Below are 13,126 nucleotides of genomic sequence, written 5' to 3' on the forward strand. Positions count from 1 at the left end.
TATTTATAGAACCGTTAATGTGCCAGAATCCAGCCAATATTCACTCGATTTATCATCAAGCTGCAAAGTACAAAATGTCAAATTAATGGAACGGCGCACATCAGCACCATTCGCATCCCATGCTTCTCTAATGGTAAGCTCTTCTTTGGATGCCTCTTGTTCTAAAACCGATGCACTATCGCCGCTTTCGTCCTCTTGCACCTCGCGAGCAATGGTGATTTCAATCGGACGGGGAACATTGCCAGCCCCTTCATCAATGGATAATTGATAAAGCGGATTGGTAATCCACCGTTGTAATGGCAATTGTCGAAATCCTAACCGCGCACGTGTGTAAATTTTTAGCTTATGCTCGGCTTCAACCGCACCATTTTGCTGCAATTCTTCAGCCGTAAACAACACCCGTGATTGTTCAAGAACGCCATCACTGCCAAGCTCGCCAATATAGGCAGCAGTGGAACGCATTTGCAATTTATGGGTTTGCAGGCTGAAATTAACTATCGAACCTTCGGCTAAAGCACAAAGCATTGCACCAACAACAGCGGTGGTTTTGGGATCACCAATCGTCACATCACTGCGCGAGCGGAATGGATACCAAATATCAACCCGATAACGATGTAATGGTTGTATCTTATCAGGAGTAACGGCAAGGCTATTTTCCAAATATTCGTGAATAGCAGGCAAGCGCGATGGCCTACCTGAAAGCAATACTTTATCGCAATCAAAATGGCTAATGGCTTCACTTAAACAATCTAGCGCGATTTGCAACGTTTCATTGATCGCTGAGCGTAAACGCTGGAAATCAAGATCAATTGGTGTATCGCCAATATTAAAATCAACCGCGCCGCCGGCACGTGCTGCTTCATGAACATAAGTAAGGTCAAGATAATTATCTTTAAGTAAAGCTGGCACTAATTCATCAAGTCGCTTGGTATGAATTATTTCATAGCGATCCTGCCCGGATTCCTCATAGGCTGACATAAGCCCGAGTGCTGCTGGCATTAGAACTTTAATCACCGTTTCGCGGCGCTGATCCTTGACCTGTTCAGCCATGTTAGAGCGGTCACCACCAAAAAGCTCGTTTAAAATGGCGCGTGGATTACCTGCCCCACATGCGCTTAATTGACGTGAAATTGCCGGTAAAATTAACCGCTCAATCACCGATTTTGTAATATCATCACCAGCAATGCCAATGCCTTCACGGAAGGTTTGCACAGGAACCAAAGCGCGATCATCATTTTGATAATAGGTGGTAATCATCAAATCCGAAGTACCGCCGCCAATATCAATACTAGCAATACGTAATGATGGTTCTAGCGGCGTATCTGGTTTTGGCTCTTGCCCCGCTTCAAAACGCTGGCGCGGCTTACCAAACAGATCAAAATATTCAACAATACGCCCACCAAAACGACGACTTATTTCGCTATAGAGCCAAACAAATTGAACACAGGTTGCTTCATCCCATGATACTTGTACTGTTGGGCGAGCAAGACTTGGGCTGGACGACTGATGCCAATCCATCAACTCCCATAAAAGATTAACTGCCCCTTCAACCCGTGAGCGCATGAGCCGTTGTTCAAGTGTTGGCAAGGCTGACGGCAAGGTCATAATCACGCGGCGCAAGCGGCGCGGTGCGTTGCTTTGCTTACGCTCGGCACGCACTTGCGGATTATTAATCATAGCAATGGCTTGAAAGAGAATTTCAGCAATCATTAATGAATAAAGCGATGAGCGCGAATAGGATAAAGCCGGACTTGGCTGCATTAATTCGCTATCACTTCTTTTGCCATAAAGGCGCTTATATAAAGCGCGATCTTTGCGTATTTGCGAAATCACATCACCATTACGGTTTAAAAACCGCCGCACGATACGGCTAATTGGCGGCGCAGCACCATCAGCTAAATATTGCGAAGCTGGAAAACGCCAAGACTGGTTAACTTCTTGCACATCCCATAAATAGCGTTTGGGGCTAGATATACCACCAACAGCGGCAGTACCGCCCTTGATTGCACGTAGGCGCGAAGCTTCTGGCCCAACCCGCACTACACCTGGCCATAAAAACGCCCTTTGTCGCCCCGATAGACGCGACAATGTATCATCACCAAAGGTGGCTTGTGAAAACTCAATATTACTATCAAAAGGTTCACTATATTGTAATTCTGGACGTTCTAAATCACGCAAAGACAAAATCATCGAGTTATTAAGATCGACATTATCCTCATTTGGATAATTCTCAATCAGCAAGCCGCAAGTACGACTATTACCAATATCAAGAACAAGATCAACATCAACGGGGCGTACATGGGATTGCCCAGAAATCGTGTCCATAAAGCGCACTTTTGGAATCGTGCAGCCAATGCCCAATAATTCAATAAAAGCAAACCAACGCGCCGCATGCTCAAGCGCAAAACGCCGATCACTTTCACGTAGTTTACGGCCTAATTCTGTTTCTCGATGGGCAACAAAAAGATTTTCAATCCAGCTTAAAGCCCAGCTTTGAAAATCCATTTCCTCACCACTAATTGGGTGCTTACGTGGATCGCCCAAAAACCAACCATTGCGGCTAATCATGCTTACAAGCGAAAATTCTTGCGGATTAAGAATATCATTGGCAATGGGCGCCGTATAAGGCCATGGTCGTGATTGCGGATCGCCGCTACCACTGCCATGCTGTTCCACCGCTGTATCAAAGGCAAAAACAGCCATATGCGATGGTGCGTCTGCATCATCGCTATGCGGCGCTTTAATAACCCGTACCCGCGACCAATTGGTTGGGCCAGTGTCATAATTTTCTAAACCATTAGCATCACGTCCTGGCAATGCCCGTAAAAACGGCAATGGTACCCATTGATTTAAAAATGGCTCCAAGGCTTTATTTTTATTGACCGAATATTCCTCATCACCCTCTTCGCTAAAATAAGGCGCATCCGCCTGCGGATCAACCTCATTCCAACCCGGAAAAAGCCGAAAAACCGGTTTTCCGTCACTGCGCACTTCCATGCGCTTTTCAATAAAAGGCCGATCAAAACGGCTAATTTTATCAAAAGCAAAAGGCAGCGTTACAAATTGAATACCGCTGTTTGGAACAAGAACAATATCTTTTGGCTCGATCATTAGGTGTGCTTCATTCTGTTTTAATTGTTAAATCCGAATGGTGATACGGAATAAAATAATATTCTTATACTTTGTTCTTTTCAAAACCTAAAAATCTGCAAAGTATATATCCTTTTTATCATTGTTCGCTTTTTCCACTTGATTTTCAACCTTAACCAAAAGCGCTTTTGATAAAAATTATACTCCGTTCATTTAAACGAAATTCACGGAGTATAAATGTTCAATTATGGATTGGTGATGACATAAATCTGCCTTGGGCTGCGACGACGCGAGCCATTGGCAACACCATCAATGATCTTATCCTCAATTTTAGACTCGCCGGTTTGCGGATCCACAATCGTTTTACGAATACGCAAACGGAACGGCGTATTAGGACGCGGATCACCATGATTGTCATAATAATCTACATAAACCGGAATCTTTGGTGGAATCCTTGATGGATCACTCCAATAGATATTTTCAACCGGTTCACGCGATAGCATATCAGGGCGTTGGTTGGCATCACGATCAAGCGTTGCACCACAGCTTGAACGGCGTTTAAAATAAACGCGCGTGCCATTTGGACAGCGGATCGATAAGTCAAGATCAGATTTGCCTTTCCAGATAAGGGTAATTTGCAACGCACCCGTTCTTACCCCTGCCCGATTAATCACATCGTCAAGTTCACGCTGACGCTCAGTTTGCTGTGGTTGTTCGGGTGACTGCTCAGGCTCTGCGGGCTGTTCAGGTTCAGCAGGTTGTTCTGGCGGCGTTGGCTGAGGAAGTGTTGGTTGTCTAGGTGTTTCTGGTACTGGCACAGGAACGATTTCTACACGCTGCTCCGGCGCATTACCACCATTTTGTGGCATAATAATTGTAATATTGGGTTGCCCATTATTGGGCCCCGAACCATTATTGCCACCATCATTACCGCCATTACCGCGATCCGCACGTTGTTCTGGCTGGTCATTTTCAAATGGATTTCTACCATCATCTGACCTTGGATTGCGATTGCCCCTATTATTTGAAGGTGGCTCATTGGCAGCTTGTTGCTCAATGCAGTCTTGCTGTTTTTTGCGTGCTTGATCTTCAAGGCTGGTGATTTCCTTGTTTAAATCAGCAATTTTTTGCAAGCTAGGATCATTTTCGCCACCAATTTCAACTTTTGGCCCATTAACCACTGTACTCCATCGGTTAAGTGCCGACGAGCTCAATAAAAGCCAGATGAAAATAAGGGCAAGCACAGCACAAAGCAGCCAGAAAATAAAGGCAAGCCAATTAAAAGGGCGTTTTGCAACAACGCTATTATGATGATAGGTGGTTGTATGCACCACATGCTCAACATTGTGGGTGTTGTGCGTTTGGCTGGTTTGTTGTGATTGGGTTGATTGCTGCGCATTTTTTGGCGTTGATTGCCCTATATTTGCCTGTTCACCCGTTGGTTGTTGTGGCGCTGGTTGTTGGATTACGGATTGCGCAGCGCTTGATTGTTCGGCGGTTTGACTATTACGCGCATGAGTGGCAGTACTTGTTGCACCAATAGCTGTTGGCCCCATGCCTCTTTGTTCATTTTGCGCTGAGACATAACCCCAACCAACTAATACGGGCTTGCCATCAACATCATAAAGCCAACCGCTATCAGGGGTAATCATAGCATTACGCAAGGCCTTGGCTATTTCCTTATCACCGCGTGATCCCTGCTCAAGACGGTTCGCCAAGGTAATAACCGACATTTTACGGCTTTCAGCTGCACTTAGCAATGCCGATTTACTTTGTGGGTCAAGCTCTTCCATTGGTTGTGGGCGACTATTGGCATTAATATACCAATCAACTTGCGCACCGTTGCCCGAAGGAATAGGTTCAGCCAAAAAATTAGCGTAATCATTACCAAGTTCGCTCACCAAGCGGTCTGTCAATAAAGCGTGATCGCGTTCACTAACTGGGCCAACAGGGCGCAAATTATTAAGCAGAGTTATTGCAAGACGAATATTGTTCATTGTGCATTCCCCTGTTGGCTAGAAGATTGATTGCCCGAATTTGTTGATGGCCGAGTTGACTGATCGCTTGATGGCTGGCTTGATGGCTGGCTTGAAGATTGGCTACCATTGGCTGCTCCACTGCTTGTAGGCGGCGTTGCAGTGCTGTTACCACTGGTTGATGGCGTAGAAGGCGCGGTTCTCGTTGAAGGAGTTTGCGTCGCACCATTGGCACCACCGCCAGTTGAAGGCGTTGGACTTGCAGGCGAATTAGCCGCACCATTATTGCTCCCACCGGTTACAGGAGAAGCATTACCATTAGTGCTTGGCGCTGTTGAGGGTTGAGATGCTTCTGGTGTTGCATTATTTGGCTGCGTATTAGGAGCCGCTGGGCTGCTTGGCGCTGCCTCGCCATTGGTTGCTGGTGCGCCATTGGTTGCCCCCTCACCATTGGTTGCCCCCTCACCAGTAGTTGCCCCCTCACCAGTAGTTGTAGGTGCGCCTTGCGCTACAGCTGGTTGCTGCGCTTGCGGATTGCACTGGGTATCATCAAATTTAAAAGCCACATTGGAGCGCTTTAAAAAGCTGGTCAAGGTACTGGTGCGCTGTGCAAAACTTAATGGTGAATTTTCTGAACCACCAGAGCGTAAAAATGTATTCACCCCAACAGCACGGCCACAATAATCAATAAGTGGCCCACCACTATTGCCACCGGAAATTGCTGCAGTGTGCAGCATTAATTCCAAACCTTCAATACCTTGCTGAAAAGTGGTTACCATACCTTGCGTTACCGCCATTTCAGGAGCGGCGGTTGCATCACCACGCAACAAGCGATGAAATACTGTGTCGGTTTCCATAATAATACCAGGGAAACCAGCTGCAATAACACTTTCGCCCTTAGCGGTTTTGCCAGCAATAGCAAGTACGGCTGGGGCACGGGCGCCGCTTACTCTTAAAACCGCAAAATCAGGAGCGCCGATTTGCGCCTCCCCACGAGAACGAGCAACAACTTTGGCGTCAAATGTCTTACCAAGCTCTTTATTAATAATTTTAACATTTTGGGCTTCACCGACTACATGGAGATTGGTCAAAATATCGGTTTCATTGATAAAAAAGCCCGACCCCATACTGCCGCCTTCATCGCTATCATCTTCCACCATGATAAGAACGGTTGCTTTTTCCGCATGAGCAATCGGTCCGCTGGTTGGAACAACCAGCGCGCCAGAAATATCAGGTAATGGCAAATTAGGATCAATCGCACTTATTACGCCATCACCACTATTGCCTGATCCACCACCTTGGGTACGTCCTGCCGATTGCGGGCCAGCTTCAGCTATTGGGCAGCTAAAATTGCTCAAACCATTTTTCAATTCATCACGGCGTGTTTCCAGCAAAGCAATAGCTTCATCTTTTTCAGTTGACGAAACCTTAATTCCAAGATTGCCCGCTGGTAGAAAATAAACCAGCATCAATAGCGCAATGAGAAAAAGAAAAACCCCTGAAAAAATAAGCGGCAATAAAAAACCACCTCTTGATGGCGGTACTGTCACATATTGATGCGTCTCATGCACTCTTGTTGCATCTGGATTCTGGTTATGGGCATTTTGGCTTAATTGCGAGCCTTGATGCTGATTGCCATCATTTGCAGCCACAGTCTGGCCTCCTATCAAAGGGGTGGAAAGATCGCTATCAGTATCATAAAAAGGCAAAGCAGCCTTAACACCAATTACATGACCCAATCCATTATTAAAATGATTTATGCGTGTCGTCTCATCTTTGCTGATTACTTTTGGTAAAAGCCCCCAATTAGTCAATATCGGGCGATTTGCTACCAATAATAAATCTTGACTAATATCAGCAATGTTAAACCAGCGCTCTACAATTGGCAAAAGAGAACTTGCAGCAAAGATTGTCAAAATATTTTGCCATTCTTTTTGCAGTTCTTGAGCCACCCTTGCCTTGGTGCCCACGTCAAGATCCTGCCAAGCAATGGCGCTGCCATGCTCGTTGCAATACCAAGAAACAACATCCCCACTATTATCGCGCGTTTCACTGATAAAGGGCTTGGCAAAAATAAAATGGCTATTCACACCGCTATGGCGAGAAAAATAGGCCTCCACCTCATCAAAGGAATGAACAACGGCTTTACCTTCAAAACAAGCATAGTCAAACTCTTGCAAATTATTACTTTTTAAAAAGCAGTTGAAATTATCCATTTCATCCCCTTTTTAATTGCTAACGGCAATAAAAATAATAAATGCTGCAAAAATAATAAATTCTGTTGTTTTGTTTGCAAATGCCCCGCCCCAATCCCACCATTGATAAATACCAATAGGTTTTATAAAATAGTCAAGAAAAAGTGAAAGCAGATTAGCTGAAAAAAATCAAGAAACAAGTTCAACTATCCATAATTGTTTATATTAGAAAAACTATAATATGTTATTCCTTTTACAAAAATATCTTAAAAATTAGAAATTGTTAATATAAAACACAGTTTATTACTTCATTCTATTTTTGTAAAAATCCAGCATATATTCATGCCCATTGCATATGATGATAGCCTTGCCAAATAGCGGGGCGAAACAACAACTATAAAGACTTACATATTTCCTTGCGCATTTTTAAAGCAAGGTCAGGCTGATCGGTTGTGACATATTTAACCGGTTGCTTGAGCCAATGGGCAAGCCTTGCAGGGCCATTAATAGTCCACACACCCAATTGAAAACCTTCGTCAATGGCAGCTTTCGCAAATTCAACCGAAGTTGCACTGCCATTAAAGCTTAAGTCACGATAGCCCTTATTACGACAAGCGGCAAAATAGGCAGAAAAATCTTCTGGCATGCGCTCAACACAAGGGCCTGATGGAATACCTGCCTCAATAAATGGCTTTAAACAATCACCATCAAAACTAATTGCCGATGAGCGATTGGCCATTTTATGGGCTTCAATCAAAGCCAATGATTTTTGCGCTAAAACTAGTTCTTCCGCCTTATTGCCACGGGTCTTTATTTCAATATGCAAACCAAGATTGCTTGGAGCGAAAGCCTCAAGCACATCTTCAAGCAAAGGCGGCGCTTCATGACCGCCGCTTACGCGCAAAGCTTTGCGTTCATCATTGTTGAGCTCGGATATATCACCACTTCTGCCTGCTAGTTGCTCAAGATGAAAATCATGAAAAACCACAACCTCACCGCTTTTTAGCAAATGGACATCACATTCCACTTCATCCGCACCAAGTACGACGGCATTCATAAAAGCCGAAAGGCTGTTTTCTGGCGCAAGTGCCGCGCCGCCACGATGCGCTGTAATTTTAGGCTTATGCATAGCAACCTCTCATTATACAAAAATAGTTAACCGCTTAAAACACTGATAAAAAAATTTGCCCCTAACCCTCTATCCGTAAACCACTTTGCTTATTAAAGGGGTGAAGATCTTTTAGCGGCACTGAAAACTGTAAATTTCCTTCATCATTTTGGTGTAAACGATCCGGCAATTCGATGGTTAATTGTTGCCCTTGCCACTCAACCAAAATTTGGCAACCTGCACCGATTAATTCCACCAACAAAATTTTAGCATTAAAGTTGAGGCAATCCTGACGCGGCTCACCCAACAACACAGCACCAGGTCTAAAGCCAATATAATCAGCCTCTTTACCAAACACCATGCCATCGCCACCAATTGCACTTAACACTGACCGATCTACAAAATTCATCTGCGGCGAGCCGATAAAACTTGCAACGAATAAAGTATTCGGTTTATCATAAATATCAACTGGCAAGCCTATTTGCTCAATTTTACCCTTATTCATCACCACCAATTTATCCGCCAAAGTCATAGCTTCCAACTGGTCATGGGTTACATAAAGGCTGGTGGTTTTTAAACGCCTTTGTAATGTTTTAATTTCTACCCGCATTTGACCGCGCAATTTAGCATCAAGGTTGGATAATGGCTCATCGAAAAGAAATAATTTAGGTTTACGCACGATAGCGCGTCCCATCGCCACTCTTTGGCGCTGCCCGCCCGATAATTGCCGTGGCTTACGATCTAAAAACGGTTCGATTTCAAGCATCTTGGCCGCCTCCATGATGCGTTTATCACGCTCATCTTTTGGAGTTTTGCGATTTTTTAAACCATATTCAAGATTACCGCGCACACTCATGTGAGGATAAAGTGCGTAATTTTGAAAAACCATTGCAATATCACGCTCGGCTGGCTCGATATTATTGACCAGTTTGTCACCAATATATAATTCACCGCCAGATATTTGCTCAAGACCTGCCACCATGCGTAATAAGGTGGATTTACCGCAGCCAGACGGCCCAACCAAAACCACCAACTCGCCATCATTAACCGATAGATTAAGTCCTTCAATCACGGTTATGCCATTATCATATTGTTTTTTAATATTAGAAAGCTTTATCGAAGCCATCTCATTTCTCCGTTTCAATAAGGCCTTTAACAAATAAGCGTTGCATCGACACAATCACAATAACGGGCGGCAACATGGCAAGGACTGCAACTGCCATTAAAATATTCCATTTTGGGTCAGCTTGTAAAGATTCCACAAAAAGCTGGCGCATCACGACCAAAATTGTTTGATATTTAGCATCCGTAGTGACAATAAGTGGCCATAAATATTGTACCCAACCATAGACAAATTGAATAATGAATAAAGCGGCCAAATTAATCTTGCTTAGCGGTAATAAAATATCTTTAAAGAATTTAAATGGCCCTGCCCCATCAATTCGTGCCGCCTCCAACAATTCATCTGGCACAGTTAAAAAGAATTGCCGAAACAAAAATGTAGCCGTTGCAGATGCGATCAGCGGAATAATCATACCAGCATAGGAGTTCAACAAACCTAGATCGACAACCACTTGAAAGGTAGGCATAATGCGTACCTCTACCGGTAGCATCAGCGTCACAAAAATTAATGCAAAAGCAGTTTTACGAAATGGAAAACGCATATAGACGATAGCATAGGCAGAGATAATCGAAATCGCAATTTTACCAATTGAAATTCCCATTGCCATGATAAATGAATTGGTTAATAGCGGCCACATCGCTGGCAATCCGCTTTCTGTCTTACTAATGCCAAGCACCGAGCTATAGTTTTCGATGGCATGACCACCGGGTAGAAGTGGTAAAGAGCCCGTGGAAAATGCATCCGAACCATGAGTTGATGCGATGATGGCAATATAAACGGGAAAACAGGTAAGAACGATACCTAAAACAAGAGTGAAATAAGTAAGGAACACCAAAAAGGGTCTATTTTCTACCATGATCAAGCTCCTTAATACTGTACGCGCCGCTCGACAAAGCGGAACTGGAAAACAGTAAGCGCGATAACTAAAATCATTAAAATGGTTGATTGTGCTGCAGAAATGCCAATCATATGATTTCTAAACCCGTCATCAAAAACCTTATAGACAAGAGTATTGGTTGCCTGTGCAGGTCCACCTTCAGTTGTTCCGGCAATAATCGCAAAAGTATCAAACATCACATAATTTATATTGATAATTAAAAGGAAAAAAGTCGTTGGCGATAATTGCGGAAAGACAATGGTCCAAAAACGCTTTATTGGCCCGGCCCCATCAATTGCTGCAGCTTCAATTTGCGATTTGGGTACGGATTGCAGCCCAGCAAGAAAAAACAAAAAATTATAAGAAATCTGTTTCCAACTTGCAGCAATAGTGATGAGTATCATTGCCTGTGTACCATTAACAAGATGATTCCACTTAATATTCATCAGACTTAGTAAATGCGGTATTGTACCGATAGTGGGATTAAAAAGAAAAAGCCATAAAACACCAGCAATTAAAGGCGCAACCGCATAAGGCCATAGGAGCATTGTCGTATAAAATGATTTTGCCTTGATAACTCGATCAGCGCAGACGGCAAGTAATAGTGAAACGCCCATTGAAAGCACTGTGACCGATACGGCAAAAATGACGGTCACATATATAGAATGAAAATAAGCCGGACTTGAAAAAATACGAATATAATTATCAAAACCAACAAAAACAGTTTTAAAGCCAAACGGATCTTCTCGTTGAAAAGATGAAATAATACCCTGTGCAGCAGGCCATAAAAAAAAGAAAAACGTAACCGCTAATTGCGGTGCTAAAAGCCAATAAGGCAAAATATGGTTTTTAAAATAGACCCGCTTTTCTTGCATAGTGCTCTTTTCCAAATTTCAATTTATGGCCTAACAACCCAAAATACTAAAAAGGAAATGGCCAAAACTAGCCATTTCCTCAATTTATAATGTATTTTCAACTTACTGATTGGCAGTTTCAAACTCTCGCAATATTTGATTGCCCCGTGCAGCAGCTTCATCAAGTGCTGCCTTTGGTTGTTTTGAACCGTTAAGAACAGCTTCCAATTCCTGATCAAGGATAGTACGAATTTGCGGCATATTACCAAAACGCACACCTTTTGAGTTTTCTGTCGGAGGATTTAAATTAATTTGCTTGATAGCTATTTCTGTGCCGGGATTTTTTTCATAAAAACCTTGGCTTTTGCTCAGTTCATAAGCTGCTTTGGTAATTGGCAAATAACCGGTATTTTGGTGCCAACGAGCCTGATTTTCTGGCAAGGACAAGAAGTTCAAAAACTTGGCTGCGCCCTTATATTGCTCGTCCTTATGGCCTTGCAATACCCAAAGCGATGCACCACCAATGATAGAATTTTGCGGCGCGCCTTTTACATCAGCGTAATAAGGCAACATACCAAAGCCCACATCAAACTTAGCTTGCTTTACAATGCCGCCACGCGAACCCGACGACTGCATGAACATGGCACAATTTTGTGAAACAAACATAGGGGTGGCATTAAGTCCACCAGCGGCGCCGCCATAACGGAAAACACCATTATCCGACCATTTCTTTAGGTCTTTCCACAGGCGCTCTTGCAAATCACCATTAAAAGTTAAAGTAGCATCAAGTCCACCAAAGCCGTTTTCCTTGGTACCATAGGGAACATTATGCAAAGCAGAAAAATTCTCAAGGCCAATCCAATGGGCAGCATAGGTCATGGTAAAGCCACAACTTGCAGCCTTAGAATCAAGAATTTTTTTCGAAAAAGATTCAATATCTTCCCAAGTTTTTGGTGCTTTTTCCGGATCAAGACCTGCCTTTTTAAAAACATCCTTATTGTAATAAAGAATAGGTGTTGAAGAATTAAATGGCATGGATAGCATTTTACCATCCGTATCAGTATAATAGCCACTAACCACTGGTAGATAAGCAGATGGATCAAAAGTTTCTTTGGTTTCTTCCATCAATTTATATACGGGATATACGGCGCCCTTTGCTGCCATCATCGTGCCAGTGCCTACTTCATAAACCTGCACAAGGACTGGCTGCTGCTTAGCGCGAAATGCAGCAATCGTTGCAATCATGCTTTCTTCATATTCGCCGCGAAAAGATGGCACAACCTTATATTCTGTTTGGCTTTTATTAAAATCATTGGCAAGACTTTCAACTTCTTGCCCAAGCTGACCACTCATTGAATGCCAAAAAGTAATTTCTGTTTGCGCAAAAGCAGTGCTCATTGAAAGCACGGATACAATTGCGGCAATACCAAATTTAACCGAAAAACCCATAACCTACTCCAAAGTTAGATCCAAATTCCTTATAAAACATATGACCAGTCATATGTTTTGGCTCATTCAATCTCTTGGAGTTACCGTTTGCCTATTGCAAATTTATTACATTTTGTTGAATTTAAAAAATGGTTCCTCCAAGCTGCAAGACTTCCACACACTACAGCTTTTATTCAACGCCTATTTTGTAACAATATTTTTATAGAAGTACAATTCTTCAACAATGAAAATATCAAAAAGGGTTAACGCAGCGGCAACGGCCTTAAAGACCAATAATATCACTGCCAACAACCAAAGATAAAATAGAAACACGACAAAAAGGCTTATTGCACTTTAAATCATATATTTTATAATTATATTAATGTCTGCACTGCTGGTACTTTAGGCGGATATTGGCTTTTATTTTATAATGTGATTGTAAAATCTGAGCTAAGTTGAGATATGGTGAGATTAA

General features: G+C 43.0%; 8 protein-coding genes. All 8 read right to left on the bottom strand.

Features of this window, described 5'->3' with window-relative positions; all coding sequences use genetic code 11:
- Window positions 1-3 precede the first annotated feature (3 nt).
- Entirely contained in the window at window positions 4-3,111 is a 3,108-nt protein-coding gene (locus N5852_RS12215) for a virulence factor SrfB (protein WP_262098047.1), read from the bottom strand.
- Between the two features lie 224 nt (window positions 3,112-3,335).
- A complete protein-coding gene (locus tag N5852_RS12220; RefSeq protein WP_262098048.1) occupies window positions 3,336-5,087 on the bottom strand; it encodes a hypothetical protein in 1,752 nt (583 codons plus the stop codon).
- A complete protein-coding gene (locus N5852_RS12225) occupies window positions 5,084-7,282 on the bottom strand; it encodes a trypsin-like peptidase domain-containing protein (protein ID WP_262098049.1) in 2,199 nt (732 codons plus the stop codon). Before N5852_RS12225 ends, N5852_RS12220 begins: the two co-directional genes overlap by 4 nt.
- A 373-nt stretch (window positions 7,283-7,655) precedes the next feature.
- Window positions 7,656-8,390, bottom strand: a complete 735-nt coding sequence (locus tag N5852_RS12230; protein WP_262098050.1) for a glycerophosphodiester phosphodiesterase — start codon at window positions 8,388-8,390, stop codon at window positions 7,656-7,658.
- A 61-nt stretch (window positions 8,391-8,451) separates the two neighbouring features.
- Complete coding sequence (ugpC, locus tag N5852_RS12235) at window positions 8,452-9,495, bottom strand: sn-glycerol-3-phosphate ABC transporter ATP-binding protein UgpC (protein ID WP_262098051.1); 1,044 nt, start codon at window positions 9,493-9,495, stop codon at window positions 8,452-8,454.
- A 1-nt stretch (window position 9,496) separates the two neighbouring features.
- Window positions 9,497-10,348 (bottom strand): sn-glycerol-3-phosphate ABC transporter permease UgpE, encoded by an 852-nt coding sequence (ugpE, locus tag N5852_RS12240; RefSeq protein WP_262098052.1) that lies wholly within the window; start codon window positions 10,346-10,348, stop codon window positions 9,497-9,499.
- Between the two features lie 11 nt (window positions 10,349-10,359).
- Window positions 10,360-11,244, bottom strand: a complete 885-nt coding sequence (gene ugpA, locus N5852_RS12245) for a sn-glycerol-3-phosphate ABC transporter permease UgpA (RefSeq protein ID WP_262098053.1) — start codon at window positions 11,242-11,244, stop codon at window positions 10,360-10,362.
- 102 nt (window positions 11,245-11,346) lie between these two features.
- Window positions 11,347-12,672, bottom strand: a complete 1,326-nt coding sequence (gene ugpB, locus N5852_RS12250; RefSeq protein ID WP_262098054.1) for a sn-glycerol-3-phosphate ABC transporter substrate-binding protein UgpB — start codon at window positions 12,670-12,672, stop codon at window positions 11,347-11,349.
- Between the last annotated feature and the right edge of the window lie 454 nt (window positions 12,673-13,126).

It is taken from the genome of Bartonella sp. HY328 (genome assembly GCF_025449335.1).
GTDB lineage: Bacteria > Pseudomonadota > Alphaproteobacteria > Rhizobiales > Rhizobiaceae > HY038.

Coding starts and splice junctions, on each gene's coding strand:
- N5852_RS12215 (WP_262098047.1), bottom strand. CDS start 3,111: ATGATCGAGCCAAAAGATATTGTTCTTGTTCCAAACAGCGGTATTCAA.
- N5852_RS12220 (WP_262098048.1), bottom strand. CDS start 5,087: ATGAACAATATTCGTCTTGCAATAACTCTGCTTAATAATTTGCGCCCT.
- N5852_RS12225 (WP_262098049.1), bottom strand. CDS start 7,282: ATGGATAATTTCAACTGCTTTTTAAAAAGTAATAATTTGCAAGAGTTT.
- N5852_RS12230 (WP_262098050.1), bottom strand. CDS start 8,390: ATGCATAAGCCTAAAATTACAGCGCATCGTGGCGGCGCGGCACTTGCG.
- ugpC (WP_262098051.1), bottom strand. CDS start 9,495: ATGGCTTCGATAAAGCTTTCTAATATTAAAAAACAATATGATAATGGC.
- ugpE (WP_262098052.1), bottom strand. CDS start 10,348: ATGGTAGAAAATAGACCCTTTTTGGTGTTCCTTACTTATTTCACTCTT.
- ugpA (WP_262098053.1), bottom strand. CDS start 11,244: ATGCAAGAAAAGCGGGTCTATTTTAAAAACCATATTTTGCCTTATTGG.
- ugpB (WP_262098054.1), bottom strand. CDS start 12,672: ATGGGTTTTTCGGTTAAATTTGGTATTGCCGCAATTGTATCCGTGCTT.